Below are 26,676 nucleotides of genomic sequence, written 5' to 3'. Positions count from 1 at the left end.
CGGTTGTTCCAGCACATCCAGTACGTAGGGAGGATCAGTCATGCCCCAAGCCAGGCGAGAGAAGAAGGATCACTTGATCTACGCGGATGTCGTGGACTCCAAGTCCAAGGCAGGCGTGTGGATGGGTGAGCGCGCCTCCTTCCAGGAGAAGCAGGGCCGCATCATCGAGGCGCTCAAGGAGCAGACCGACTGGGTCGAGCTGAAGGACGCGGTCATGGTCATCGGTACCGACCCGGCCGGCATCACGGTCATCGCGCCGAACCCGACGCTGCCCGGTGTGATCGTCCTCGCCGACGGCGGCTCGCCGGCCACCTCCGCGAAGCTCCAGGCCGCCGCCGAGGAGAAGGTCCGCGAGGTCATGGGCGAGCTCGGGATCGCCGAAGAGGAAACGGCGGCCTGACCACCATGGCCGTCCCCCGGATGCTGTGGGGGAAGTACTTCCAGTACGAGCGGGACGGGGAAGCGGTTCTCCTCGATCCGGTCACGCTGGACAGTGTGTTCATCGACTCCGGCGAGGTTCTCGACCTCGCCGGGGTCCCCCCGACCGCGACCCATGAAGCCCTCGCAGAGCTCGGCTTCACTCCCGAAGGCCCCATGGCCGACCGGCGTGAAGCACTCCGTGACCGACTTCGACTCCTCGGCCTCGACGCCGCCCCCTGCCGCATCAGCGGCCTACGCGTGGTCCTCACCGACCGCTGCAACATGGCCTGCACCTACTGCTTCGTCGACACGAACACCGGTAAGCCGGACATGACGAAGGAGGAGCTCTCGGCAGGGCTGGAGTTCCTGTTCGAGCAGAACGCCGGGCAGGATGAGGTGTCCATCCAGTGGTTCGGCGGCGAGCCGACCATCCGCTTCGACCTCATGCGCTTCGGTGACCAGCTGGCCGACACCCTCGCCGAACGCCATGACGTGACCAGGGTGCGGCGAACAGTCGTCACCAATGGCGCCCGCCTCACGGATGAGGCTCTCGACCATTTCATCGCGTACGAATACGGCGTAGGCATCTCCATCGATGGCCCTCCGGGCATCAACTCCGCGCACCGCCTTCTGCTCGGTGGTCAGCCCGCAGACGACCGGATTCGCCGAAACGTCGCCCGGTTCGTCGAGGCCGAGGGGCTGCACGTGGGCTGCAACCTCACGCCGACGGCCGCGAACATCGGACGCCTCGCCGAGACCGTTCGGTGGATCATCGATGACCTCGGATTGAAGTTCATCTACGTCAACACACCCATTCCGACCGCGGGCCGCTGGCAGGTCAACGGCGCTGATCTGGCTCGCGAGTTGTACGAGGCCAGGCTGACCGCCCTGGCACGAGGCGGGATGCTGTTCTCCGCCCTGGACCGCGCCTTCCAGGCCCTGGACACCCGTCGTCCGATGCTGTTCGACCACATGCAGGGCGACCGCAGTCTGAACGCTGCCCTGCTGCCCGGCAACCGGGTCAGTCTGTGCGACATCAACTTCACCGAGCCTTCCTTCCTGCGCACCCTTGATGAGGTGCGAGCCGATCCGGGGAGCCTGGCCGGCGTGGCGAAGAAGGTCGCTCCCATCCCCGAGTGCGGGAACTGCCCGGCGCTCGCCATCTGCGGCGGGCCGTCCCGCAATGAGCAGTCCCTCATCGGCGGCAGCACCCCGGACCCCGAGATGTGCGCGTTCTACACGAGCACCGTGGAGATCGCCGTGTGGGACAACTCGGGGGTGCAATGAACACGCAGGTCCGTACGGCACTCGTCTCCACGGCCGGGCACTGCAAGGTGGCCTGCGGGTTCTGCTTCCGGGCCGACCGCGCCCACGACCTCCTCGACACCGCGACCTACGCCCGCACGCTGTCGCGGCTGAAGGAAGCGGGCGTGGAGGGGGTGTGCCTGAGCGGGGGCGAACCGACGCACCATCCGCGGCTGCGGCAGCTCGTACGGCTGGCCCACCAGTTCGGAATGTCGGTGTCGATGGTGACCTCAGCCCGCACCGTGGCCGAGGTCACCACCCTCTCCCAGACAGCGCATCTGCTGGCCAACGTGACCGTCTCCGCCGACTCACAGGGCGCGATGCTGCTGGGACGCACGACCCGCACAGCGGCCTCGGGCATCGACACGCTGCGCGCCGTCAGTACCGACTCGAAGATCCTGCACGTCACCTGCTGGGACCTGAGCGACGGCGAGTGCGAGGAACTGGCCGGCCTCGTGTCCGAGGCAAAGGTGGAGATCCAGTTCAGTCCTGTCGTCCTCGACGAGCGCGCCCTGCGCCGCGAGGGCAAATCGGTCCAGGACTATCTGGTGCGGCAGCACCTCGACGCCGACCTGCTGGGCCGCCACTTCAACCTGTCCGGCCGGTACCGGGCCTACCTCAACGAGCTGCGGGACCTGCAGCTTCCCCCGGCTGGGGGTGAGCGGTGGTCGTGCCGCTCGGCGACCGCGTACGTGTCCGCCGACGGTCACATACGGCGCTGCCCCTACGGCCAGGCGTCGGTCAGCGTCAACGCGCCCCGTGCCGCGATCAGGTACTTCCTGACCGCTCCGGCGCAGGACCGCGTGACCCCGGACTGCGCTGCCATCTGCCGCCCCTCCGCCGTGTCCGACGAACGCAGTGCGTCGTGTGCAGCTCAGGCGTGAAGACGGCCCAACGCACACGACTCCATGGACTGCCCTATGACGATCACGACACCCGACGACTTCACCCGCCGGTGGCGGCAGCCACCGAATTTCCCGCTGGACGTTCCCTTCGACTACACGTTCCTGCCCGCCGTCGACGTCCTGGATCACGTCCGCAAGGACGAGGAGGTCCGGTTCACGATCCTTGGGGACGACGACTGGCAGGTGCGCATGGACCGCACCGCCGCCTTCCGCACCGCCCCGCTCGAAGAGATCGTCACCTGGCCGTTTCGGTTGGTGCACTTCAACCTCAGTCGCTTCTACGACGACCTCCTGAGCGGCTTCCAGGAGGAGGTCATGATCCCCTGGCGCACCCACCTGTCCGCCCGGGGCTTCACCTGGCAGCGCCTGGCACCCATCCTGTTCCTGTCCACCGAGGGCGCGTCCTCGACCTACCACAACGACAACTCGCACGGTCTGGTCTGGCAGGTCCACGGCACCAAGACGTTCCACAGCTACCTCGACCCCGACGAGCACCTGTCGGCCGACGCCGCGGTCATCGGCGAGACCACCGGCGAGGAGCCACCCGAGCACGACGTGGCCGATCGCCACTCCGTCACCATGCGGCCCGGAAAGCAGCTGTGGAGTCACGCTCTCACACCCCACTGGGTCACCACCGAGTCAGCGCTCGCCATGAGCGTCACCCTCTCCCACGGTGGCCTGAGCCACCAGGGCCTCTTCTCCGAGCGTGAGGGAGCGCTGCGGGCCTACTGGGACAAGAACCCCGCCGAGGTGTGGACGCACGACCTGCGCAACGTCCGCTACTGAGACCGCGTCCCACGACACGAGGTGCTCGCCCGTGTCGTGGGACGCACTCCCGACCGGCTACGGGGTAAGCCGGTTCGGCCCGCGGAAGAGGAAGGTGGCCTCGCGGATCGAGTCCAGGCCGAGCATCACCATCAGCACCCGACCGAGGCCCATGCCGAGGCCCCCGTGCGGCGGGCACCCGTACCGGAACGCGTTCAGGTAGTCCTGCAGCGGCTCCGAGCTCATGCCCTTCTCGGCGGCCTGCTTCAGCAGCACGTCGTACCGGTGCTCACGCTGAGCGCCGGTGGTCACCTCCAAGCCCTTCCACAGCAGGTCGAAGCTCAAGGTCACGCCCGGGTTGTCGGCCGGCCGCATGTGGTAGAAGGGCCGGATGCCGACCGGGTAGTGCGTGATGAACACGAACTCGTGCCCGGTGGTCTCCTTGATGTGAGCCGAGATGCTCCGCTCGCCCTCCGGGTCCAGGTCCTCCTTGATCCCTGCCGGGTCCCAGCCGCCCTTGCGCAGGATTTCGTGCGCCTCGGCCATGGTGACGCGGGGGAAGGGCGTCGTGGGGACGGTGACCTCGACGCCGAAGTGCTCGGCGATCGCCTCGCCGTACGCGTCGGTGACCTTGGCGATCGCGTGGGCGAGCATCTGCTCCTCGAACGCCATCACGTCTTCGACGCCGTCGATCCAGGCCAGCTCGACGTCGACGCCGGTGAACTCGGTGGCGTGCCGGGAGGTGAACGACGGCTCGGCGCGGAAGACCGGGCCGATCTCGAAGACCTTGTCGATGCCGGCCGAGATCGCCATCTGTTTGTAGAACTGCGGCGACTGCGCCAGATAGGCGCTGCGGCCGAAGTAGCCGAGTTCGAAGACCTCCGCGCCGGACTCCGAGGCGGTGCCCATGAGCTTGGGGGTGTGCATCTCGGTGGCGCCCTGCGCGTAGGCGTACTCGCGCATGCCCTGCTCCAGGCTGGTCTGCACGGCGAACATTAGCTGGGCAGCGGGACGGCGGCGCACGTCCAGGAAGCGCCAGTCCATGCGCTGCTCCAGGCCGGTGTGCTCGTCGATCGGTAGCGGCGTCGCGGCCAGGTTCAGGACCTCGACCGCTTCAGGCACGATCTCCAGGCCGCCGAGCTTGACCTGGACGGCGTCCACGACGCGGCCGGTGATACGGATGGCGGACTCGGGGGTGAGGGCTTCGAGCTGGGCCTCCAGCGGCCCGTCGTCGCGCTTGTGGGTCACCTGCACCATGCCGGTGCTGTCCCGCACGATGACGAACTGCATCTTGCGCTGCAGGCGGAGCGTGTTCACCCACCCGCAGACAGTGACGGTACGGCCGACGTGTTCTCGCAGGTCGGAGACGTGTACGCGGCTGTGGATCATTCGGTCCTCCGAAGGACGTCGTCATGATCCCTTGGGAGTGCGGGCGAGAAGGGCAACTCGCGGTACCACCGCACTTTCGTCGCCACGAAGTGGCGACCTCATTCGGCCCGGTGACGGGGGCCGGCCGGCGGGGCATTGGGCCACCAGAGGGGGCCGTTCCTCCCCGCGCTCGGGAGGGTCTTCGCCTCGGGGCGCGAGACCGCCTTCCCAGCTACCGGCGGCTCTCTCTTCTCGCGTGATCCCTGGCTACTCGTCTCCGTCAACGCGTTGCCCAGCAGGATACGGAGCGTGTGGCGGCGGTGGCAATCAAGAACTCACTCGCGGAGGGGCGTTTCCAATCCCATACTGGCCAGGCCAGTTGTCCGACCCAGGAGCGTATAGGCGCCATTAGCCGTTTGAGTGAGTCCGTCACCCGTGTCATGCACATTCTCGATGGAGCGGACCTGGGCGCGGACTATACGGTCGCGCAGCTGCTCAGGGAGATTCTTGACTACGCCTTCCAAGCCATCCCTGGTTGGCGGGAGATCAATGACGGCACTCTGACCGTCGCCGAGTTCCGCGAGAACTACCTGCACTCGGCTGCGGCCGGGCTGCATGTCATCGCCAACACCATTGCCGCCGCCCGGATGGCCGGCGTGCCCCCGCGTGCAGCCGTGGACGCGCTCACCGAGATCCCCTGGCGGCGCGACGCTCTCAAGACCGTCGGCGAGGACGAGATGATGGCACACGAGTTCTTCGAGGGCACCCTCGCCAAGACCACGTGGGACCTGCGGGGCCTGCGCTGGCGGGCGGGCGCGTCCGGCGCCACCGCTCGAATTACGAGGCCGCCATCAGCAACGTCCTCAAGCACATTGCCGCGAACTACCCCGAGCTCAAGGCAATGGCGACGGACGAGACCTTCACCGAGCTCGGCCTGATCGCGCGCAAGCGCGGCCCGGGCCGCCCGAAGAAGACGGAGATCGTCGCGCAGTAAGCTCACACGCACTCGGATGCCCTCGCACTCTCGGTAGCGGGGGCATCCGCATATCTGGGCTCGGATGGTGCCGTACGTGGTGTGGCACAGACTTCCTTCGGTCAACCTCAGTGCTGCCGCAACCAGCCGTTTGCGACCTGCTCGATCCCGCAGTCCTCGTCCTGGCCCGCGTCCGGGTCGTCCATCGTGACCGCGGCGTCGGTGTGCTGGTCGTCCAGGGGCGCCAGCCGGTCGGCGGGGAAAGGCCAGCTCGATGCGCGCGGCTCGTCCAGCGCTCTTCCCTGACGGGCCAGGCGGGCGGGAAGACCGCTGCCGCAGGGCCCAGTACCCGGGTGGCGGCACGCAGCCGATGAGCGGCAAGGGCCGCCGTCCACTCACCGTCGTCCAGGTCCTCGATCTCCTGTGGGACCGGCAGACGAGCGCGATCACAGCCGCGCTACTGGGCCGCGCCCGGGGCGAACTCGTCGTACCCGCCCGGCACCATCCCGCACCCAGCGGACCAAATCAGGCAGTGAGCGGGCCCCGGGTGCCGGGCGTGGAGCCGGGGCACGCCCGCACAAGCGCCGGGCGGGGAACGTGCACGTGTCTCCCGGAGAACGACGAGCCCGCAGTCGCTTGGTCACGGGAGGCCGGAGCCCTTCGCTGCCTACCACGGGGGTTGAGGAACATCGACGTCAAGACGTGCGCTAAGTCCTCCGGGGCCCGTTACCGCAGATAAGGGGGTCGCTTCACGTTTCACCGGATATCTGCCCGGCCGCCCCGAGCGGCTCCTACGCTGGATCACCTGCACCACCCGACAACGAAGGACACCGATGGACACCCCAAGCCAGCCCCAGTCACTGACCGGCCCGCAGACGTTCGTGCTCGGCACCGTTGCGGCGCTCACCGTCGCAGCGTTCTCGGCCGCACTTTGGGGAAACGCTGAGCAGAGCGAGCGCGGCTTCCGGTTGCTGAACTGGCTGCACAACCGCAGCGAGACCGAGCTCCCGTCCGCAGAGTCGGACCTGTAACGCTCGCAGGCCCCGTCTGTGTCATGCCGCGCCTGCGGGAGAGTGGACTTCTCCGCAGGCGTCGGTTTTCGTTCCAATGTTCCTCGTCCGCCTACGAGCGGTGCCAGGCAGCCGGAACACTCGGCGGCAGCGGGATCTCGTCCAGCCGCAGCCACCGCTCCCGATCGCTCTGATCGGGCAGGCAGAACCGCACGTCACCGGCCTCGTCCGCCTCGTATGGGGCGTCCCCGACCGCCCGCAGCAGCGCCCGCAGCCTCGGGTGGGGCGACTGCATCGCCCGCTTGCGCACACCCTCGCCGCGCAAGGCGACCAGCGCGAAGGAAGTGACGTTCACCCCGGTGCGACGGTGTTCGTCTGTATGGGCCGCTTCCTCCCGTTATCCCACAATGGAGGTCAGCGACTCCGGGCCGGCGACCGTGTACGGCAGCAGCAGTTCCCCGCGCTGGAGCACCACCTGCGCCCCCGGCTCCATCAACGAGCCGTTGCCGTCAATCGACAGCGCCACCTTGCTGACCATCGGGCTCATTCCGATCTCACGGGCCTCGTCGAACTGCTCCACCGTGGCGTCCACGAACCGCTCCGCGTCGGGCAGCACCAGCACGCAGTGCCCGTTCCTCGGCGCGAGCGAGCCGTAGCGGGTGCCGCCTCCGTCCTTGTGCTGAACCGCCAGGTCGACCGCCAGCGGTTCAGCCCTCACCCCCAGCTGGCCGTAGGGGTTCCGCAGCGTCATACACGCGTCCACGCACACATTCGCCGGCACACGACCGTCCACTAGAGCCACCCACAGGTACGGCAGCACCAGCTCCACCAGCTGGTCCGGTTTCGCGTGCTCCAGCATCCGCGCCGCATGGTCCGGGCTCCCCCGCAGCGGCAACTCGCCACCCGGCAGCACCCCAACCGCCGTACGCGGACGCGGTAACGGAGAACGGCCGGGGACCCGCTTCTGGGGCATTCGGTGCTTCCTGCCCCGCTTCTGCTTCGACATGAGCAGGGCCTAAAGATCCCAACCGGCTCCGCGACAGACCGCCTCCACAGCACCACCAGCACCGATCGGCATACCCGAACCGCTGTGCCGTAGCGCCACGGGGCCGGGACCGGACTACCGGCCCCCCAGATAGTCGGCGGCCCGCTCGGTAGCCTCTTCAACAGACCTTCGGTGGGAGCCGCAGGGGAGCCGGTTCTGGAAGTCGGCTCCCAAATGGCTTTCAAAACGGGGCGCCAAAGCAAATCAGGCCCGGTGCTGATCTCTCAGCACCGGGCCTGACCTGGTGTTTCTCTGTCGGGGTGGCGGGATTTGAACCCACGACCTCTTCGTCCCGAAGCAACTTGGGCGGGGGCGCTGCCTCGGGTTCGTAGGTCTCGTACCTGTGCTGATGGTTCGTAGCCGTCCGGGCTCGTCCGAGATTGTCGGTCGGCGTTGTCACGCAGTTAGACACTCACCCTCGCAACGGCAGCCCCTACTGCTTGGACCTCTGAATGGATCTCTACTGACCAGGTACAAGGGCCCGGTAGGCCGCCCAGCCTGCCTCGGTGAGCGCCCAAGGATCCCCACGCCTCTCATAAGGCTTGAGTAGCCCTGCCTTGACCATCCGGTTCCGCTGCCAAGCGGTTCGGTTCTCCCACTTGACTTCTCCGTTGGATGGTTGCGGCAAGTGGTCGGTCTCGGTCAGTTGGGAACCGTATCGCTGCTCGATCCTCCGAAGCACGGCCTGCTTGGAACCCGCACCGCCCATCTCACCAAGCGTTGTGAGGAGCCAACGGCCGAGTACCTCGTGGGGTGTCAGTTGCATGCCGGCGATCGTAGGATGCCGCTCTAATCCGCGTGGCGTCCTCTGCTGAGAACGTGGCACGGATCCGGGCCAGTTGGGGTGCTGCCCTCCGCTGGAAAGAAGCGCCCCACCTTGCCGTACGGCCAACACTGTGCGGAAACGCGTACGCCCCGGGCGCCCTGACCTGGGGCTTCGCTGCCGCGCGCTGCGGCTCGTCTGTCACTGTCGGTTGCCGTTGGTCGGCCTCGGGCACCCTCGCACGGGCAAGAGACGGCCCAGAGCTGATCACCAGGAACCCGTCGTTGGCCGACGGCGGCCACCACAGAACGGGTGCATGTACCCCAGCCGCCGACAGCTAGCCACCATGGCGGACGCGTTGACCGACCAGGCGCGCGTATGTCTCGCTGCACCCTCACCGGCCTTAGCCACGGTGCAGTGCCGTCGACGGGAGCAACCACGCCGGCCAGGCGGAAAGGGACGGCTCGGAGTCGATCGCCCCAAGCTGTTCTCTGGGAGCAGTTGTTGCGCTGACGTGCGGTTGAGTAGCGTTTGATGACTGGCCGGACTCAGCCATGCTGCCCGCGCCGTCGACTACAGCGAGCCTCGCTGGCCGCACCGCGTAACTGAGAGATCCCCCCCCGGGGGGCTGCGGCTGGTGTTGTCGAGTCAACAGAGGCCCGTATGCTGCTGATTCGCAGCGTGGCGACAGGTCCCGCAGGCCAGCCGGTGCTAGCATCGACGCTTCGCGTCGTTGAAGGCAGCGGGGAGCAGCGAATGCAGATCGAGTGCCTACGTTCTCACATTTCCAGCGGAAGCAAGGTCTTCCCGATCTACATAGGATTTGCATCCGCTGCCGAAATTACAAATATCGCAGTCGCTCCCGCCTTCACTAAGCAGACTGACCATCAACAGATCGCTGCAAATATCACTGCGGAGCCCGTGCGAGACTGGCAGCGACCTATCAACTATGATCGGGTCGATCAAATTGCGCAGGTGTTCAATAATTCTGGCGGCCTTATGCCCAACCCTGTGCTACTCGCTAAGAATGCCTTTACTTCCGGTATTACTATCGCACCCAAGCGGATCGACTCCACTTCCTACGATACAGGTACCTTCATTGTCAACGTCCCGGAGGACGTAGAAGATCCTGCACAGAAGCCGCTATGGATTCTTGATGGTCAGCACCGTATTGCTGGATTGAGTAAGTCGGCACAATCCGGTGATCCGGTACCTGTTGTGCTCCTGCTGGACGATGGCAGCAACTCTTATAGCAGCCCACTGCTGGCAAACCTGTTTGCCCAGGTAACAACAGCAGCCACGAAGCTGGACGAACTGCACAACGAGTGGCTAACCTACGCCTTTGACCTGGGAAAGTACTCTGCCGTAAGAAATCCTAGTGGCGCCGCAAAGCAGGCCTTCAAGACTGTCGTTGAGCTCTGCCGAACGCCCACTTTTCGAGGAGTCTCTAACCCATTCTTCAATAATGTGCAGTTCAACGAGCATCGTCCAGCTAACCCTACGTATGGTGGGTTTTCGTTCAAGTGCAATGCACTCGGTGATTTGATCAGTCGCCATTACTATAACCTCCCAGTCCAACACCACAGCCACCTCAATCCGTCCGAGTTGGCAGCGGAACTGAGCCATGCTTACATTGCTCTCCACCAAACCGTAGGTAACCATGCCGCTTCAGTGTTCTTCGGAAAGCCGCCAAGTCAGCAGACAATCATGCAGGAAGCCTTCCTGGTAGGTGTTCTGGCTCGGGCCCTGTTCTACGGACCGACGGCCGACTACCGTTCCCTGTTGCAGGAACTTAAGTTCCAAAATACCAACTGGGATTTCTCATGGGTTCGAACCCTTAGTGGGCCGGCTAACACCATCAGCAAGAAGATCGCGCGGAACGTCCTTGAAGATGCCTTGGTTCAAGGCACACTCCCAGAAGCAAGCGGCAATCTCGCCGATCACCTCAAGGGGAACGGTGCCGCAGTAGTCCTCGCCTTTAGCAAAGTAACTCCGGCGGGGCGTCCAGCCAAACAAGGGAAAGAACAGTACAGGATGCTCCGCGGCGCAACGGGGAGCCACAACGCTGGGACAACAACGCACGTAAAGGTAACGGAACAAACATCAAACGTCGGCGACTTTGAGATTCTGGACGCAAAGACAGTGGGACGCCCCTTGCGTTATAAAGAGATGGAGAGGAAGGGGCTAATTCTCAGCGACAAGTACTCGAAGCCTCTGGAAATTGTAGTCGTTATGAAGCATTATGGCGACCTGTCTAGTCAGTCAGAGTTGCAGATTAACTGGTGATCGGTCCAGATGTAATGCGGCTACGCTTCAGTCGCGCTTTCGATTACCTCCAGTCCGTGAGTGACCTCGAGGGGATCTCTGGCGAAGTTTGGAAGCTGCGATATGCCGACGCCCATGCTCGTCGTTCCCTCCCCGCAGCGCTTGCACTTCTTCATCCCAGAGTTGCCCCGATTTCTCGCGAATCTTGGATCAAGTGCATTGGACCTCGGTCCTTCAACATCACTCGCCCAAGAAGGACACTTTGCGCCTCTCGTTTGATATGGGGCTACGAGTGCCCGCAGGTACGTACTGCCCACCAAATCGATCACTTCTGGCCCTATAGCTTGGGTGGACGTAGTGTTGTGGAGAATGGCCTTTGGCTCTGCGATATCCATAATCGGGCGAAGTCGGACGATGTCCACTTTTACGCTTGGGAGGAAAGTCAGTTCCCTTCCTGGTTGTCCATCACTCTTTCTCATGTCGATGCGTACTTGGAATCGACATGAAAATGTAGAAATCCGTAGGCAGGCACCTAGGTAAGTAGGTCATCCTTGGCTCTCGGCCACTGACATTGCCCGGGGTCTATCAGTAGAGAGTCCTCCTCAGCCTCATCGTCCCCGGCGATGGGGCTGGGCCGCACCCGGCCGTCCAGGAAAGAGCCCAGCTGACGCGGTCGGCGTCCGAAAACCTAGTGCCGTGGCCACAGACGTTTGAGACCATGCCAACGGTCCTGTGTAGGGAGGGTCGTGTCAGAGAATCGAGGGCTGTTCGATGGGTTCGAAGCGCAACGTACACCTGCTGATGCCGATTACAGGTCTGTGCTGCGTCGAGGAATGGTCGCCCTAGACACGAACGTGCTGCTTGATCTTTATCGGATGAATGGTCAAGTCCGCACGGATATGTTGACCGTACTCAAAAGCGTATCGGAAAGGATTTGGATACCTCACCAAGTTGCCGTGGAGTTTTGGCGTAACCGGCAAAGTGAGGAGTTGATCTCATATCATGACAGGAAAGCGGGTGTCGTAAAAGACGCATTGAGGTCCGCCATGGATAAGGCGAACAGGGCTCTAGATGAGTGGGTTAGAAACGTCCATATTGGCGATAATGTCGATATCGCCGCCCCTATGTACGAGAAGCTCGATCGAGTGCGTAGCGTGTTCGAGGAAATTGAGGATCTTCTCGATAAGCAGGCCGGTAAAGATAGAGTTCCAGGGATTCGCGACACGAACGCGGATCCTGTTATCGCCGAGTTGGAAACTCTACTTGCGGGGCGTGTGGGTATCCCCTACGACCCTATGCGATACGCTGAGGAACTCGCTAAAGCCAAGGAGAGGGCGGATAGTCAGATTCCTCCTGGATACTTGGACTTTGAGGGCGGAAAGAAAGGGGACGAGGAAGCGGCCGGTGATTACCTGGTCTGGCGGCAACTGCTAGACGAGGCTCACGAGAGGAAGGTGGACGTTATTTTTGTCACTCGTGACCTAAAGGATGATTGGTGGCGCAGATCGTCTCCGAAGGCTATGCGGCTTCCTCGCGCAGAACTTGTTGACGAGTTTCGAGATCTGACAGGCGGCCGATTTTACATGGTCGAACCGAGTGTCTTGATGCAGCAAGTGAGTGCAGTATTCAGGCTCGAAAAGCAAGTTGATCGAAACTCTGTTGCTGCCTTGCAGTTCTTTGAATCGACTGAGTCCGATGCGGCCGAGAGGCGCTCAAGCGATGCAGATACGCGATACCGCCTTGCGCAAGTCCCGGGAGGCCGGAACGGGGACTATGTAGAGACCATCTGGACTATGGTGCAAATCGCTGACGAGCGACCACAGATGGAAGATTGCATTGGGGAGTTCATGCGATCCTTCCCTAGTGTAACGTTGGCTCCTGAAGCCCGTCGTCGTCTGATGAATCTCGTTTCCCTTGGTTTCGCTGTTGTGCAAGGGCAGCGGATATCTCTAACAGATGCTGGGAAAAAGTTTCTAAATAGCCGAGACGCTGAACTTCTGTCGAGGCTATTTATGGAGAGGATTGAAGGGGCTTTTGAGGCGCGTAGGTTACTTCGTGGTGGGTCTCAAGTATCTGAGCTGAAGGACCTGCTATTTGAGCATCCCGCCTTGGATCTTAGCCCGACCCAAATCGAGTTGCTATTGCGCTGGATGGGAAAGCTAGGCCTCCTAGGAACGTAACTGGCTGTCTGCGTTGCTCTCTGAGGGCGGCGGAGCGGGTTTGGCCGGTGGCCTGCCCGGTCTGGGGTCGAGCATGATTAGGGGGCCGTACGCTGGTTGGCAACTCGGGCAGGCTCTGGGCCTGACCGCAATTAGCACGAGTGGCCCCCTGGTCTTGCTCGACGCGGGACCCGGACCGGGGAGGTGGCTAAAGTCGTGGAGCCGACCGCCCCAGCCCCGGCGCATGCCTTCTCTGGCATTCAGGTGGCTGATTGCTGTGCGCGCGGCACGGGCGCCGGCCGGGCTGGAGCGGGGCGGAGACAGGAGCGCAGGCCCGGCCGGGGGCCGGGCCGCGCGCGGGGAGCGGAGCGAGCCGCCTTGAACCAGTAGAGAAAGTTGTAACTCAGTCGCTGGAGCTAAGGCGTTCATCAGGTTCCGGGCCTCGGGCCTCCGCTATGCGCCGGCCGTGGGCGGCAGCTCGTAGCAGGGACTGGGCCACCCGTTCGGCGTCGTCCGGGTGCAGGTAGATCTCCTGGGTCCACAGCACGGACAGGCGAACGATGCCGTTCAGCAGGTTCGTCGCCACGTCCACCTCGACGCCGCTGCCGCTGGCGTCCGTGACCGTCAGGTCCTGGTCGCTGCTGTAGGCGCTCATGTACCTGAGCATGCCTGAGGCCCGGCTTCAGGTACGAGGCCGGGCCTTCGGTGTCAGCTGAGAGGCGAGACCCTGGGATGGGGTCTGAACTCGTAAGCGCAGGGCGGGAGCTCTGTCCGGTGAGCCAGCGGTAAGTAGGCCACCGGTCGGATGGTCCACGTGATGCGTGTGGTCTCGTGCGTCACGGACACCGTGGAGGGCTCGCAGCGGAGCAGTGCGCGCCGGGTCTCGATGCGGCCGTCGTACAGCCATGCCCATGCGTCGTCTGATGCGTCGGCGTCGAGGGCGGGGGAGATCGTGCGCAGTGTGACTGCGACCCACCGGTCGGCCTGGGGTGCTGTGTAGGCGTCGAAGGATGCGAGGAGTGCCGGCCTTCGCTGTTCGGTGAGGTCTTCTGTCCAGCACTCGCACCAGTAGCCGCGGCGGAGCTTCGTCATCGCCACGGGTGGTCTCCTTGCGTCGCGTCCGCGTACAGCTCGGCGGTGACCGTGTGGCCGTAGTCGCTGTCGTGGACGACGACCCGGTGCGCGATGGCGCTGACCATGCCCAGTCCCCGGCCGTGCTCGGCTTCGGCCTCCTGGTCCTGGTGCTCGACCTTCGGCGCCGTGGTCGTGCCGCCGTCGTCCGTCACCGACACCGCCACCACCTGGGCTGTCACCGCGACGGCCAGATGGAAGCTGCCGTGTTCTCGACCGCTGGCCGTGTGGAGGATCGCATTCGCGCCCAGCTCGCTCACGATCAGTTCTGCGTCTTCGGCTAACGGGGAGCCGCGCAGGATGTCGCGGGTCCAGCGGCGGGCCCGGCTCACCTCCTCGGGGAAACCTGGGCAAGACAGTCCCCAGACCCTCGCGGTGCTCGTATACTCGTGCATACAAGTTCCTTCATGCTGGTAGGCCGCCATGTGCAGCGGGTTCGGGCTATACGAGTTTTACGCCGTCGTGCGCGCGGATGGCCGGCGGGGACGCCGCGTCCAGTGCGTCCAGGACGCGGATCGCGTACGCCTCGTCAGCGAGTTCGGAGACTTCCTCGCGGGTGACCCAGCGCAGTGCGCGGGTCTCGTCGCCGGTGGTCAGCGTGCCGTCGGCCGCCTCGCAGCGGAACACCAGCGAGACGATCAGACCCGTCATGTTCTTGTAGACGCCGGTGAGGGTCGCGGGAAGTGCGATCTTGATGCCGGTCTCTTCGAGGACTTCGCGCTGGAGGGCTTCGGGGATGGTCTCCTCGCGTTCGAGGACACCGCCCGGCGGTTCCCACTTGCCGTTGTCCCGGCGCTGGATCAGGAGGGCTCGGCCCTGGTCGTCGACGACGACCCCGGCCACGCTCACGGAGTGCGGGCGTTCTGTGCTCACGTTCCTCGGCCCTCTCGGATGGCTAGGCTCTCCACCGTAGCAACAAAGCTCGCCCACTCGTCTAGATACCTAAAGGAGTACACGTGAGCCCTCTTTCTTCGGGCCTGCTCGGTGATCTCGACCCCACGAGCGATCGTGCGGTCTTCCGGCAGATCGCCGACCAGCTGCGTGAGGCTATCGACCGCGGCCGATTCCGCGAGGGCGAGAAGTTGCCCTCCGAAGCCGAGCTGGTGGACCACTACGGGGTCTCCCGGATGACCGTCCGCAACTCCTTCTCCATCCTCCAGGGAGAGGGCCTGGTCCACGCCGAGCACGGCAAGGGTGTCTTCGTCCGGCCGCGTCCGCCCGTGCGGCGGCTCGCCTCCGACCGGTTTGCCCGTCGTCACCGAGAACAGGGCAAGTCCGCGTTCATCGTCGAGGCCGACGCCGCCGGCAGTCACCCCCAGGTCGACAGCCTGGAAGTGAAGGAAGAGAAGGCCAGCCAGGACGTCTCCGCCCGGCTCGGGTCCGTGCGACGGGTCCTCGCACGCCGGCGCCGCTACCTCCTCGACGGACGGCCGGTCGAGTTCGCCACCTCCTACCTCCCACTCGACATCGCTCGCGGCACCCCCATTGCCGAGCCCAACCCTGGCCCTGGCGGCATCTACGCCCGCCTCGAGGAACTGGGCCACCGCCTCGACCACTTCGAGGAAGAGATCCGCGCTCGCATGCCCTCGCCCTCCGAGGTCAAGACCCTGCACCTGGCGGCCGGTGTCCCCGTGATCCACCTGATCCGGACCGCCTTCGACACCGATGGGCGGCCCGTCGAGGTCTGCGACACGGTCATGGCGGCCGACGCCTACGTCCTGTCGTACCAGCTCCCGGCCAACTGAGCGGAGACGACCGGCATGACAACCGACCAGGCACATGGCCGCGAGTGCCACGAGCGTTGGCTGACCGCGCTCAACAGGCGCACGAACCAGCCTGGGTATCCGGAGAAGTGGTTCGACGAGCAGTGCGGCGGCTGCCGCTTCTGGGTCCCACTCACCGGTGAGTTGGGTTGGGACTGGGGGGCCTGCACCAACGGCAACTCGGCCTTCGACGGACGGGTCCGCTTCGAACATGACGGCTGTGAAGCCTTCGCGGTGCGCGAGGACGGCTCGTTCGGTTGACCGGGACAAGGGCCGACGCCGATAACTCGTACACCCGCACAGGCATACTCGTATAGACGAGTGGGCAAGTTGTGTGGCAAGGTGATCGTCGTGACCCCGAGGGATCGGGTTCACCGATCGCTGCACATATAGACGAGTAGATAGGACTGTGCACTGTGCGCACCATCCGCGTTGAGACCTCCGCCGCCACCATCCTGCTCACCGAGGCCCCCGAGCCGAAGGTCCGCGACCGGCAGACCGGCGAGATCGCCAAGGACGCCGTGAGCGGTGAGGCGCTGATGACTGTCGGCGTCGTCTACATCGAGGACGGGGAGTCCTCGCTGATCAAGGTGACGGTCCCTGAGGGCGGTGTCGCCGAGGGCCTGGTGCTCGGCTCGCCCGTCTCGCTGCCGGGGCTCGTCGCCCGGCCGTGGGAGTCCGTGTTCAACGGCCAGCAGCGGCACGGCATCGCCTACCGGGCCGCCGCCGTCACCCCGGCCTCCTTCCCCGCCGCCATGGGGGCCACCGCCTGATGACCGACGTGACGACACTCCTGGAGGTGGGTGGTCCGGTCGCCGCACTCGGCGGCGGGGCCGCCTACGCCCGGGCCAACCATCCGGCCCTGTACTGGTCGGCGGTCGGCGGGCCCATATCGACCGCGCGGTTGCTCAGCTCGTACGCCTCCGTCATGGAAGCCTGCGGCCTGACCGTCCCGCCGTCCCGGTTACGGGTCCTGGCCGTCAAGGCGGCCACTCGGCGGGAGGTCCGGCCGGTCCCACCCCGCCGGGGCATCGCCCGGCCCACCTCCACCGGTCTGCGGCTGCGGCTCCGCCTGGCGCCCGGGCAGGAACCCGCCGACGTCGCCGCCTCGGCCGAGCGGCTGCGGCACGCCTGGGGTGTGCACGCCGTCTACGTGCACACCATCAAGCCCGGCGTCGTCGAACTGCGGCTCGTCGGCTTCGACGTCCTGCGCAAGGTGCGGATGCCTCGTAAGGCCGGCGGGGACTTCCTTAAAGTGCCAGTAGCGCTGCGGGAGGACGCCCTGCCCTTCGTGCGCGACTACCGGACCGTCCCGCACCAACTCACCCTCGGCGCGACGCTATCCGGCAAGTCCATGTACCTGCGCCACCTCATCGCCGGACTCGCCGCGCAGCCCGTCGCCCTCGTCGGCATCGACTGCAAGCGCGGCGTCGAACTCGCGCCCTTCGCCCCACGCCTGTCCGCACTGGCCACCGAGCCGGACGAGGCGGCCGAGTTGCTGCCCGTCCTGGTGAAGGAGATGGAGGACCGCTACGACCTGATCAAAGCCCAGCAAGGCATCGCCCCCGGCACCCCGGACGAGGAGATCACGTCCGACATCTGGGGTCTGCCCGACAGCGAACGGCCCGTCCCGGTCGTCCTGTTCGTCGACGAGGTGGCCGAACTCTTCCTCGTCGGCACGAAGAAGGACGAGGAGCGACGCGACGAGATGGTCACCCAGCTCATCCGCCTCGCCCAGCTCGGCCGTGCGGCCGGCATCTACCTGGAGGTGTGCGGACAGCGCTTCGGCGCCGAACTGGGCAAGGGCGCGACCATGCTGCGTGCCCAGCTCACCGGCCGTGTCTGCCACCGCGTCAACGACGAGGCGTCGGCGAAGATGGCCCTCGGCGACATCGCCCCGGAAGCGGTCGTGGCCGCTTGCGCCATCGCTCCCGAGCGGCCCGGCCTCGCCGTCGCGGGCGACACGTCGGGCGGCTGGTCCCGCATCCGCACGCCATACCTCTCCCTCGGCGACGCCGCCGAGACCTGCCGGGAGTCGGCCCACATGGTCCCCGACCTGCACGCGCTGAAGCCCTTCCGTCCGACTGTTCCCGTGCGGCACGTCGAGACCCCGGCCCCGGCCGTTCAGCCGCGCCCCGTCACCGACTGATCCCGCCCCCACATGCACCGGTCGGCGTGACCACCTCACGCCACGTCCCTACCCCGCCCATGCCCGAACCCGGAAGGAGTCGCAGCATGCGCGCCCACCTGGCCCGTGTCGACGCGGTGCTCGTCCAAGCGGTCATCGCCGCCGCGCTGTCCTTCGCCCATCTGCACGACGTCGCCTCGGCGGCCGGACAGGACGGGTGGAAAGCGTGGGCTTATCCCGTCTCCGTCGACCTGCTGCTCGTTGCTGCCTGGCGTCGGCTGCGGACCGGCGACGCGAAAGCGGCCGGATGGTGCTGGTTCCTGATCGCCCTCACTGCGTCGCTCGGCGCCAACGTCGCCACCGCCGGACTGCTCGACCTGGACCAGGTGCCGGCCTGGCTCCGCATCCTCGTCGCGGGCTGGCCCGCGGTCGCCTTTCTAGGCGGAACGCTCCTCGTCCACTCGCCGCCGACTACGCACGACGAGTCCAGCGGCGCCGTGGGTGAGGAAACGCCCGAGGACATCGAGGACCAGGAGGACGCGCCCGATGCCGCGCCGGAGCCCTTGGTGCCTCCGGTGGTCGAGTCGGTATCGGCTCCGCTCCCGGCCTCGCCTCCGGTCGCCGTCCCCGTCGCCCTGGTCGAGCACGCCCGCAAGGTCGCGGCCGAGCACCACGCGCGCACCGGAACGGCGATCGACACCCCGACCCTGCGCGCTCGCCTCGGCGTCCCGCTGCCCATGGCCGACGCCATCGCCGCCCAGCTCTGAGAGGAGACCTCCTGTGAGCGCCAACCACCGCTTTCGCTCCGTCACCCGCATTGGCCCCGTCCAGGTCGGCACGTACTACGACGGTCGTGGCCGCGAGAAGCACACCGCCGCCTGCACGGCTCCGCGCTGCGGCTTCTCCGCCGACTACGACAGCCGCGCCGCCGCCGAGCTGGCCGCCCGTACCCACCGCTGCCCCGTCCGCTGAAAGGACCCGCACACCGTGACCGTCAGCCTGCCGCTCGTCGTCCTCCTCGGCTTCTTCGCCTGGGGGGCGGTCAAGTTCCTCGGCGTCCGTACCTGGATCGTCGTCCTGATCGCCCTCTTCGGATTCTGGCTCTCGGACACCTTCCTGGCTCCCGCCATCGAGTCCGGTACGCGCTCCGGCGTGGACATCGTCAACGGCTCACATGACTAGACGAGTAGGTAAGGAGAACTCCGCCGTGTTCCTGCCCAAGTACCCCGACAGCCCGACACCGCCGCCGGCGCACCCCCACACCAGGGCCGACCAGATATCCGCTGGGCGTCCGGCTCCTCAGATCTCCGTCAGCACGGGAGCGGTCGCGGCCGTCCTCGTCGGCGGCATCGTGCTGACCGCGCTCCTGGCCGCCGTCGCCGTCGCGGCCGTCTCCGTGGCCGTCGCCGCCGTGGTCCTGCGCTCGCTGCTGCGCGACCAGCACCGCCGCCGCTGACGCACCAGACCCCCGGGGCGGCCTCGATACCGCCAAGCATCCGCCGCCCCGGGGGCCGTCTCCCTCCAGCCGAACCAGAAGGAGAAAGCCATCATCGCCCGCGCCACTCCGCCCCCGCTCCACGAACTCGGCGAACTGGCCGCCCTCGGCACCATGCCCGCACTCCTGCGCCAGCTCGCCGGCCTCGGAGGCTGCACGCACCCGATCCGCCTCGACGGCCACCGCACCGAGTACGACGTGAACACCCGCACCGGCGAGATCGGCGGCGTCCTCCACCACCTCGCCTCCTCCAGCCTCCCGGCCGGTCACCTCCTGGTCCGCTGCAACAACCGCCGCACGACCCGCTGTGCGGCCTGCGCCGAGGTGTACCGCCGTGACACCTTCCACCTGATCACCTCAGGACTGCGGGGCGGCAAGGGCGTCCCCGAACGCGTCGCCGCACACCCCCGCGTCTTCGCCACCTTCACCGCCCCCGGCTTCGGCCCCGTCCACAACCGCCCCACCGGCCCAGCCGGTTCGGTCCGCCCCTGCCGCTGCGGCACCCGCCACGACCAGGACGACTCCGCCCTCGGCACCCCGCTCGACCCGGACACCTACGACTACGAAGCGGCCGTCCTCTGGAACGCGCACGCCGGTCCACTCTGGCGCCGCTTCTCGACCTACCTGCGCCGTGAGGTCGCCAAGCGCGCCGGCCTCACGCAACGGGCCTTCCGCGAGCACGCCCGCGTGTCCTTCGCCAAGGTCGCCGAGTACCAGAAGCGCGGGGCCGTCCACTTCCACGCCGTCATCCGCATCGACGGCCCGGATGGCGGTGACACCCCGCCTCCCGCCTGGGCCACCGCCGAACTGCTCACCGACGCCATCCGGGCCGCAGCCACGGCCGCTCGCGTGGATGGCCCGGTCATCGACGGCCGGGCCCACGCCTTCACCTTCGGCCGTCAGCTCGACGTCCGCACCATCCGATCCGCCGACTTCGACGGCGGCCAGGAGCTGACCGAGCGGGCTGTGGCCGCCTACATCGCCAAGTACGCCACCAAGGGCGCCGAGACGGCGACGGGAGCACTGGACCGGCCGCTGAGGTTCCTCGCCGAACTCGCCCAGCTCGACATCAGCGACCACGCCCGACGCCTCATCCGAACGGCCTGGACCCTCGGCGCCCGCAAGCAACTCGAACACCTCCGCCTGCGCTCTTGGGCCCACATGCTCGGCTTCCGCGGCCACTTCTCCACCAAGTCCCGCCGCTACTCCACCACCCTCGGCGCCCTCCGTGACGCCCGCGCCGAATGGCGCCGCGCACAGGCCCTGACAGCGGACGGGACCGACCCGGCCACGACCCTCGTGCTCGCGCACTGGGTCTACGCCGGGACCGGCCTCACCGATGCCGAAGCCTGGCTGACCGAAACCCTCGAACCCGCCCTCGGAACCGAAGGAGAACCAACACATGCGTGACGACGAGCTGTTGACCGTGGCCGATGTCATGGCTCGCCTGAAGGTCGGGCGGTCGACGGTCTACGACCTGATCCGTACCCGCCGCCTGCCCTCCGTCGCCATCGGCCGGTGCCGGCGCATCCCGGCCTCCGCCGTGGGCGAGTTTATCGCCGGGCAGTTGGAGCGTGCGGCCTGATGACCAAGCGTCGGAGCCGCGGTGACGGCGGCCTGCACTGGGACGAGAAGCGACAGCGGTGGATCGCCACGGCGAACCTCGGCTTCGACCCGAGCGGCAAGCGGATCGTGAAGCGGGGGAGTGGCAAGACCAAGACCGAGGCGAAGACCAAGCTCAAGGAGGTGCTGAGAGACCACGAGGACGGCCTTGCCATCGCGCCCACCAACTACACGGTCAAGGACGCCGTGGCCGACTGGCTGGAGTTCGGGTTGGCGGGCCTCGACCCCAGCACCGTCGAGACCGTCACGCTCCTGAGCCGGAATCACGTCATCCCGTCTCTCGGCGCACGCAAGCTGCGCGACCTGAGTGCGGAGGACGTGGATCGCTGGCTGGCCACCAAGGCGAAGACGCTCAGCACGCGCACGCTCCAGGGAATCCACTCCTGTCTCAACCGTGCGGTCAAGCGGGCCATGGCGCGGGACAAGGTGAAGCGCAACGTCGTCGAGCTGTGCTCAGTGCCGCAGGGACAGGCCGGTCGTCCGTCCAAGGCGCTCACCTTCGCCCAGGCCGAGGCCGTGCTCAAGGGCGCTGAGGGGACCTCGATGTACGCGTACATCGTCGTCGCCCTTCTGACCGGGGCGCGCACCGAGGAGCTGCGGGCTCTCACCTGGGACCACGTCTTCCTCAAGGGCCGGCCGGACCTCGACCCGCCGCAGCCTCCGCACATCGCGGTCTGGCGGTCGGTGCGGAGGAGTGGGGACACGAAGACCCGGAAGTCCCGGCGCACGCTCGCTCTGCCGGCGCGCTGCGTGGATGCCCTCTGGCAGCAGTTCGAGGACCAGGGGTGGGACCGGCTCGCCGCTGATGAGGAGTGGGAGGAACACGGCCTTGTCTTCTCGTCGGCCGTGGGCAAGCCGCTCGACGCGGCCAACGTCCGCCGCGCCTTCCGCCAGGCGCTCAAGGGCATCGACGGGATCAACGCCGAGGAGTGGACGCCGAGGGAGCTCCGGCACAGCTTCGTGTCCCTGCTCTCCGATCGGGGCGTCCCGTTGGAAGAGATCTCCCGGCTCGTCGGGCACTCCGGGACCGCCGTCACCGAGGAGGTCTATCGGAAGCAGATCCGGCCCGTGATCCAGACCGGCGCGGTGGTCATGGACGGCATCTTCGGCACGCAGGAACGACGCTCGTAGGCGCGCAGAATGCGGTAGTCACTCAGATAGACACGCAGGCAAAACAAGAAGACCACCTAGGAACGTCCCTAGGTGGTCTACCTGCTGTTTCGGCTGTCGGGGTGGCGGGATTTGAACCCACGACCTCTTCGTCCCGAACTATCGGCTGCACGGTCATTGCTGTCCAGAGCGCTGGTCGTGTGGCCTTCGGAGGCCTTTGCCGGTTGGCTGCGGTCATGGTGGTTGCTGTACTCCACTGCTGTACAGCAGCGGTTGATCGCGGTCTGAAGAAGTGGGAGCGGGTAACCGCCCCCGTGCTGGTCCCGCTGTTCCCTCATTGTCTATCCGGCGAAGTACTGGTCCCTGACCAAGGTTCGGCAGAAGGTCAAGGAGGGGGAGAACGACTGGGGAACCCGAGGGCAAGCTGAGCCCATCGAGGACACTGTTCCATCACCGGATCCTGGCTACGCCAAGGCGCTTGATCCGTTCGACGAGTCGACGCTGCAGATCCAAGCAGTACCGGGCGTCATCCCCGCTCTCCCGGCGATGACGCAGGCGCTCGCTCGCAGTCAGCATTGCGATAGGGGTCCGCCGGCCGTCGTTTACTGAAGTCGGCGGACTCCATGGGTTGGCCGCACTTAGAGCAGGCAGGGGCGTTGCTGGTCAAGTGGCGCCCTCTGAATGGCGAGACCGCTTCGTCTTGGGCGCCGGAGGGCCTGGACCAGTCTCCTGGCGTGCCGTCCGGGCCCTGTCTCGTACGTGCTTCTGGCCAGACAGCTAGTGCGCTGTGCCCGCCATAACCAGGATGTGGACGTCGAACTGCATATGTCATGCAAATGGCCTCAAACCCCTAGGCGAAAATCTTCGATCTTTTGACGGATCACCTCACTAGGGTCGTTACCGAAAGACTTGTCGGTCAGCATCTGCACAATGTCGGCATCAGTAAGAGCCACGATCATCTTGTCGTGTTGCATCCACTGGCTCTTAATTGCGTGGATTGCGGATTCCTGCGGCTCCATACGCGTCATAATTACGGCAAATAGCCCAGTTCCATGCCTAGACAGATAATTGGCGACCTGAATGATCTCCTGCTTCTCGATTCCGCGTGTGTAATTTTTAGCGTCTGCAACTATATAGTCTGCGAAGTATTTATCTCTGATGAATTTCCAGAAGCCAGCGTCGGCATAGTTGGGGAGGATGAAGTCTCGCCGGTTCATCTCGGCGTCATCCAAGCTCTCCCATACGGGGGATTTCAAGGGAGGGCAGAATAGATATTCTGCGATGTCTCGACAAAGACGCTGGTAGGCCGACCAGGTAGCTCGCCCGGAAGGCGTCTGCGTGAGCTTATCAATCAGGTTGAGGGCTTCACTCTGTGGAGCGGCCTCGAAGTACTCCTGAGCTAGGAACCTGGATGCCTCTTCTTGCAGACCCGCGGCCACCGACCTCTGGGCGATCCATGTCCCGTCCCATATTTCGATCCCGCTCTTTGTGAGTAGCTCCGTGCCCTTGTTTGCCAAGATTCCAGGAGCTGCTACAACGAGGCGCTGTCTACGATCTCCATACTGTGTTGCCCGGGCAAGGGTACCGTAATGCTTCATCTGGTTTACGGCATCTTCAATGCGAAGGTTCGTCTGCGGCGATACGCGTTTGACCTCAATTACGAGAACGGCGTCCTGTGACTCGGCGATAATGTCCGCGCGAGCTCCTGGGCCCAACAGAACGTCTTGCGATACGTTCCGGTGGCCGGTCTTAACGAGTAGCTGCACGAGAAAATGAGTGAATTCGAGCTCGCTGAAATCGGGTGCTCCGCCTTGGACTTGGAAGCCAAGTCGCTCCAACCAGGTCACCGCGTGCGCCTTGCCGCCGCTGAACTCGGAAGGCTTGAGAGCGCGTTCGTGGTCCCACTTGTGCGCCACTCCTGCGATCGCCTTCGCGTCATACTCTCTGCCCTCGTGCACGAGGACGTACGTACGGGCCTTGCTGTAGCCGTACTTCGTCAGGAAGGTCTCGCGCCCCAACTCGTCATATTGTGCGAGTGTGTTGAGCACGGACCGCCGTGTGATCGCTCCTCTGCGCATGACCGAAGACTACGGCCGGGTACTGACAGAGGCGGATGTTCAGCCGAGTACCTGAGGCTGAGAGGCGCAGGCGGCCCAGCTCGGCTCGTCCGGTTTTCCAGTCGGCACGGTGCCAGGTTTCCCTCCACCGACTGCTCGCTGACCTGTGGCACGACGCGCTGGCTGCCCGCCTCGTGCAGGGTTTCGACATGCTGTGGCGGGAAGGCCGGCGGTGGGTTGCTCGCATGAGCTGGTGCGGCTCTCTGCTCTGTTCACCCTGACTGGCCGATCTACTGATCAAGGGTCTCGCTGACCGGCGGGACTGACGAAGCCCGCGGCTCCGAACTGCTCGGATGCCGTGGGCTTCTGTCGTTGTTGGTCGGCGTCGGGCGTCCTCGCACGGCCCAGAGACGGCCCGGCCCATGCAGAGCGCTGGCCCAGGGGAGTGCCACTGCATAAGTTCGATCGCCGACTCAACCCACGTCGGGCGGCCCGCCCGCGGGGCTGCATCAGCTTCCGGGTCGTGACCGCCCCTGTGCGCTCCGGTCCGTCGTCGTTGATGTCGACCGGTGGATGTCAGGCTACGGGCCCCTACGTGTCGATGGGGAGCTCCCTGGCCCGCCGCCGTGCTCTGGCTCGGATCTCCTTGAGCTGAGCGTGAAAGGCATTGTGGCCGTTCTGGTCCAGGTTCAGCGGCAGGTCCAGTTGCGAGATGAGTTCTGACTCCAGCGTCCAGGGTTCGTCATGCTCTACCCAGCAAACGCGAGCGTTGTCGGCCATCCACTGGCTGAGCTTCGCCTCGCCGGCCTGGCCGAACGTCAGCCGTTTGCCGCTGCCCACTCGTCGCAGCTCCAGGTGGAGCAGACAGCCGAGAGAGAGCCGCAGTGTTGACCCTTCGGCGTTGCCCCGGAAGTGGTAGCGCACGCGGCTCCGAAGGTTCTGGGTGCTGGTTCGGTTGGCCATGTACCGCGGCGCTATGCCGACGTAGAGCAGGCGTCCGGCAACCAGGTCTGGGTGGGGTGCTTGCTCGAAGTACCACCCGTACACACCGGATGCCGCGGGGACGGGGTTCGACCGGTCCAAGACCTCCTGCGCCGTCCACAACCGAGTGGGATTCGTGAGAGCAGTAGTTGCCATGGAGCCTCCCGTGCGCCGACCTGATCGCCGCAGGCTACATGCCGCCTCTGACAGTGATCCGCTATAACAATCGGCCGGCCTGGCCAGGTGGGGAAGCGATGTTGTGGTCAGGGAGACCAGGCGCTTAGAAGATGCGGGCACGACCTGGTGGGTCGGCTAGATAGTCGTATGCCAGCACCGTGCCGGGCCGCCGAATGCCGCTGCCGTCCGCCTTCGTTGCCGTCAGCACTGCCGTCACTGCCGTCGGCAGCGCAGCAGTGTGACCACCGCATTAGGAGTTCGGTCCGAGTCCGCTCATGAGGCGCCGTCGTCGGCAGTGGCGACAGCCGGACAGGGGTGCTGGTGTACCCCTTCGTCCGGCGTCGTTGATGTCAATTGGTGATGTCAGACCGTGAGGTGTTCGTTCGGCTGATGGGTGCGTACGAGCTGGATACATCGCTCGTCACAAGCCCTCGTAGTGCGGAAGTCCCTTCGTGATCTACCGCATCCCCTCGCGCGATCTGGTGCCCAGGTGGTGCAACCCGCCTTCGGTGACCGCTCCGTCGACGTAGGGCAGCAGACTGGCTCCTTCAGGGTGCGTCACTGAGCTTCTTCGAGGTGGCCTCCGATCAGGTGACGGTCCGCGAGCCGAAACGGGCGAGGCCCCCGGGCTGTTGATCGTGATGTCTGACGTCTCAATCACGCTGCTCGGGCGCCTCGTTGGTCATCTATCCTGCCGCACTCGACCTGCCCCATGCGCTCGTGGAGTGGGTCACCATGCTCCTCGTCACCCGTGAGGGCGACCGGCGCTGCAAGCTCCGCCCGTCCCAACGCGCGATGGTGGCACTGGTGTACCTGCCCGAACACGTCACCCTGGCGAAGATCGCTGCCGGGTTCGGGATCAGCGAGTCCACCGCCCACGCCTACACCAGCGCGGTCATCCACCTGCTCGCTGAACGCGCGCCGGACTGCTGAAGGTCCTGCGTGAGAGCGACCCCAACTTCGTCCTGCTGGACGGCACCCTCGCCGAGTGCGACCGGGTCGGCGACTCACGCGCGGACTACTCCCACAAGCACCGTCGGCACGGGGCGAACGGGCAGGTGGTCACGGATCCGGACGGCCGGCTGCTGTGGCTCTCACCCGCGTTGCCCGGCCGGGCTCACGACCTGACCGCCGCCCGTACCCACCGGATCATCCGCATCTGCGTGCGCCAGGGCGTCCCCATCCTGGCCGATCTCGCCTACCAGGGCGGCGGCTCCTGGGTGACTACGGGCA

At 65.7% G+C, this 26,676-nt stretch carries 29 protein-coding genes and 1 pseudogene; 20 read left to right on the top strand and 10 right to left on the bottom strand.

The annotated features are described in order from the left end of the window. The first annotated feature begins 40 nt into the window (after positions 1-40). The 4 genes from ABZ920_RS15435 to ABZ920_RS15420 are packed head-to-tail and all read left to right on the top strand — an operon-like array spanning position 41 to position 3,416. Positions 41-400, top strand: coding sequence for a hypothetical protein (locus ABZ920_RS15435; RefSeq protein ID WP_361503959.1), 360 nt, complete (start codon positions 41-43; stop codon positions 398-400). Between the two features lie 20 nt (positions 401-420). Continuing rightward, positions 421-1,707, top strand: coding sequence for a radical SAM protein (locus ABZ920_RS15430; protein ID WP_361503956.1), 1,287 nt, complete (start codon positions 421-423; stop codon positions 1,705-1,707). Further along, positions 1,704-2,609 carry a radical SAM protein gene (locus tag ABZ920_RS15425; RefSeq protein ID WP_361503953.1) on the top strand — a complete coding sequence of 302 codons (906 nt, stop codon included), beginning with the start codon at positions 1,704-1,706 and terminating at the stop codon, positions 2,607-2,609. Before ABZ920_RS15430 ends, ABZ920_RS15425 begins: the two co-directional genes overlap by 4 nt. 36 nt (positions 2,610-2,645) lie before the next feature. After that, positions 2,646-3,416, top strand: coding sequence for a hypothetical protein (locus tag ABZ920_RS15420; protein ID WP_361503950.1), 771 nt, complete (start codon positions 2,646-2,648; stop codon positions 3,414-3,416). 57 nt (positions 3,417-3,473) lie between these two features. Here the strand turns inward: ABZ920_RS15420 and aspS are convergent, their stop codons facing one another. Beyond that, complete coding sequence (aspS, locus tag ABZ920_RS15415; RefSeq protein WP_361503947.1) at positions 3,474-4,784, bottom strand: aspartate--tRNA(Asn) ligase; 1,311 nt, start codon at positions 4,782-4,784, stop codon at positions 3,474-3,476. Between the two features lie 299 nt (positions 4,785-5,083). On the opposite strand from aspS, the gene ABZ920_RS15410 reads away from it, so the two are divergent. Together ABZ920_RS15410 and ABZ920_RS15405 are read left to right on the top strand one after the other, a co-directional pair. Continuing rightward, entirely contained in the window at positions 5,084-5,701 is a 618-nt protein-coding gene (locus tag ABZ920_RS15410; protein ID WP_361503944.1) for a hypothetical protein, read from the top strand. Positions 5,702-6,569: 868 nt separating this feature from the next. Further along, on the top strand, positions 6,570-6,767 hold the full coding sequence (locus tag ABZ920_RS15405) for a hypothetical protein (RefSeq protein ID WP_361503941.1): 198 nt from the start codon (positions 6,570-6,572) through the stop codon (positions 6,765-6,767). Positions 6,768-6,858: 91 nt separating this feature from the next. Here ABZ920_RS15405 and ABZ920_RS15400 read toward each other — a convergent pair whose 3' ends face one another. From ABZ920_RS15400 to ABZ920_RS15390, 3 genes are all read right to left on the bottom strand, one after another. Beyond that, positions 6,859-7,101 carry a hypothetical protein gene (locus ABZ920_RS15400; RefSeq protein ID WP_361503938.1) on the bottom strand — a complete coding sequence of 81 codons (243 nt, stop codon included), beginning with the start codon at positions 7,099-7,101 and terminating at the stop codon, positions 6,859-6,861. A gap of 42 nt (positions 7,102-7,143) precedes the next feature. Then, a complete protein-coding gene (locus ABZ920_RS15395) occupies positions 7,144-7,605 on the bottom strand; it encodes a hypothetical protein (protein WP_361503935.1) in 462 nt (153 codons plus the stop codon). Between the two features lie 646 nt (positions 7,606-8,251). Further along, the gene (locus ABZ920_RS15390) at positions 8,252-8,557 is read right to left on the bottom strand and encodes a winged helix-turn-helix domain-containing protein (protein ID WP_361503932.1); all 306 of its coding nucleotides are present in this window, start codon (positions 8,555-8,557) and stop codon (positions 8,252-8,254) included. Between the two features lie 660 nt (positions 8,558-9,217). Here ABZ920_RS15390 and ABZ920_RS15385 point away from each other — a divergent pair. Continuing rightward, entirely contained in the window at positions 9,218-10,840 is a 1,623-nt protein-coding gene (locus ABZ920_RS15385) for a hypothetical protein (RefSeq protein WP_361503929.1), read from the top strand. Between the two features lie 725 nt (positions 10,841-11,565). Then, the gene (locus ABZ920_RS15380; RefSeq protein WP_361503926.1) at positions 11,566-12,999 is read left to right on the top strand and encodes a PIN domain-containing protein; all 1,434 of its coding nucleotides are present in this window, start codon (positions 11,566-11,568) and stop codon (positions 12,997-12,999) included. A gap of 382 nt (positions 13,000-13,381) precedes the next feature. On the opposite strand, the gene ABZ920_RS15375 is transcribed toward ABZ920_RS15380, so the two are convergent. Genes ABZ920_RS15375 through ABZ920_RS15360 form a run of 4 tightly spaced genes read right to left on the bottom strand, consistent with a single transcriptional unit; the run spans position 13,382 to position 14,958 of the window. Continuing rightward, entirely contained in the window at positions 13,382-13,633 is a 252-nt protein-coding gene (locus ABZ920_RS15375; RefSeq protein ID WP_361503923.1) for a hypothetical protein, read from the bottom strand. 53 nt (positions 13,634-13,686) lie between these two features. Continuing rightward, the gene (locus tag ABZ920_RS15370) at positions 13,687-14,070 is read right to left on the bottom strand and encodes a hypothetical protein (protein WP_361504229.1); all 384 of its coding nucleotides are present in this window, start codon (positions 14,068-14,070) and stop codon (positions 13,687-13,689) included. Further along, a complete protein-coding gene (locus ABZ920_RS15365) occupies positions 14,067-14,504 on the bottom strand; it encodes an ATP-binding protein (RefSeq protein WP_361503920.1) in 438 nt (145 codons plus the stop codon). Before ABZ920_RS15365 ends, ABZ920_RS15370 begins: the two co-directional genes overlap by 4 nt. A gap of 46 nt (positions 14,505-14,550) precedes the next feature. After that, complete coding sequence (locus ABZ920_RS15360; RefSeq protein WP_358406727.1) at positions 14,551-14,958, bottom strand: NUDIX domain-containing protein; 408 nt, start codon at positions 14,956-14,958, stop codon at positions 14,551-14,553. Between the two features lie 107 nt (positions 14,959-15,065). Between ABZ920_RS15360 and ABZ920_RS15355 the strand changes: the two genes are divergently transcribed. The 11 genes from ABZ920_RS15355 (at position 15,066) to ABZ920_RS15305 (ending at position 22,249) form a co-directional block, all read left to right on the top strand. Then, positions 15,066-15,854 (top strand): GntR family transcriptional regulator, encoded by a 789-nt coding sequence (locus ABZ920_RS15355; RefSeq protein ID WP_330344841.1) that lies wholly within the window; start codon positions 15,066-15,068, stop codon positions 15,852-15,854. A 15-nt stretch (positions 15,855-15,869) separates the two neighbouring features. Continuing rightward, a complete protein-coding gene (locus ABZ920_RS15350; RefSeq protein ID WP_266805453.1) occupies positions 15,870-16,133 on the top strand; it encodes a DUF3027 domain-containing protein in 264 nt (87 codons plus the stop codon). Positions 16,134-16,288: 155 nt separating this feature from the next. Next, positions 16,289-16,645, top strand: coding sequence for a hypothetical protein (locus ABZ920_RS15345; protein WP_266805454.1), 357 nt, complete (start codon positions 16,289-16,291; stop codon positions 16,643-16,645). Next, entirely contained in the window at positions 16,645-18,021 is a 1,377-nt protein-coding gene (locus tag ABZ920_RS15340; protein WP_361503915.1) for an FtsK/SpoIIIE domain-containing protein, read from the top strand. Before ABZ920_RS15345 ends, ABZ920_RS15340 begins: the two co-directional genes overlap by 1 nt. Positions 18,022-18,107: 86 nt before the next feature. Next, the gene (locus ABZ920_RS15335) at positions 18,108-18,767 is read left to right on the top strand and encodes a DUF2637 domain-containing protein (protein WP_361503913.1); all 660 of its coding nucleotides are present in this window, start codon (positions 18,108-18,110) and stop codon (positions 18,765-18,767) included. Positions 18,768-18,780: 13 nt separating this feature from the next. After that, positions 18,781-18,972, top strand: a complete 192-nt coding sequence (locus ABZ920_RS15330) for a mobile element transfer protein (RefSeq protein WP_361503910.1) — start codon at positions 18,781-18,783, stop codon at positions 18,970-18,972. Positions 18,973-18,987: 15 nt separating this feature from the next. Continuing rightward, entirely contained in the window at positions 18,988-19,182 is a 195-nt protein-coding gene (locus tag ABZ920_RS15325; protein WP_004986817.1) for a hypothetical protein, read from the top strand. 25 nt (positions 19,183-19,207) lie between these two features. After that, on the top strand, positions 19,208-19,456 hold the full coding sequence (locus ABZ920_RS15320; RefSeq protein ID WP_361504227.1) for a SpdD protein: 249 nt from the start codon (positions 19,208-19,210) through the stop codon (positions 19,454-19,456). Between the two features lie 153 nt (positions 19,457-19,609). Next, entirely contained in the window at positions 19,610-20,905 is a 1,296-nt protein-coding gene (locus ABZ920_RS15315; protein ID WP_361503907.1) for a replication initiator, read from the top strand. Continuing rightward, positions 20,898-21,080 (top strand): helix-turn-helix domain-containing protein, encoded by a 183-nt coding sequence (locus ABZ920_RS15310; RefSeq protein ID WP_067241065.1) that lies wholly within the window; start codon positions 20,898-20,900, stop codon positions 21,078-21,080. Before ABZ920_RS15315 ends, ABZ920_RS15310 begins: the two co-directional genes overlap by 8 nt. Further along, on the top strand, positions 21,080-22,249 hold the full coding sequence (locus tag ABZ920_RS15305) for a site-specific integrase (RefSeq protein ID WP_361503904.1): 1,170 nt from the start codon (positions 21,080-21,082) through the stop codon (positions 22,247-22,249). The genes ABZ920_RS15310 and ABZ920_RS15305 overlap by 1 nt, the downstream gene beginning before the upstream one ends. Before the next feature lie 821 nt (positions 22,250-23,070). On the opposite strand, the gene ABZ920_RS15300 is transcribed toward ABZ920_RS15305, so the two are convergent. Both ABZ920_RS15300 and ABZ920_RS15295 read right to left on the bottom strand, forming a co-directional pair. Beyond that, the gene (locus tag ABZ920_RS15300; protein ID WP_361503901.1) at positions 23,071-24,276 is read right to left on the bottom strand and encodes a hypothetical protein; all 1,206 of its coding nucleotides are present in this window, start codon (positions 24,274-24,276) and stop codon (positions 23,071-23,073) included. A gap of 600 nt (positions 24,277-24,876) precedes the next feature. Beyond that, positions 24,877-25,422, bottom strand: coding sequence for a GIY-YIG nuclease family protein (locus tag ABZ920_RS15295; protein WP_361503898.1), 546 nt, complete (start codon positions 25,420-25,422; stop codon positions 24,877-24,879). A gap of 699 nt (positions 25,423-26,121) precedes the next feature. Here ABZ920_RS15295 and ABZ920_RS15290 point away from each other — a divergent pair. After that, positions 26,122-26,676: pseudogene (locus ABZ920_RS15290) on the top strand (transposase family protein); the annotation flags it as partial.

Source organism: Streptomyces sp. NPDC046831, from assembly GCF_040645305.1.
In the GTDB taxonomy this organism is placed as follows: Bacteria; Actinomycetota; Actinomycetes; order Streptomycetales; family Streptomycetaceae; genus Streptomyces.
This window is presented reverse-complemented; position numbering and strand designations above follow the sequence as displayed.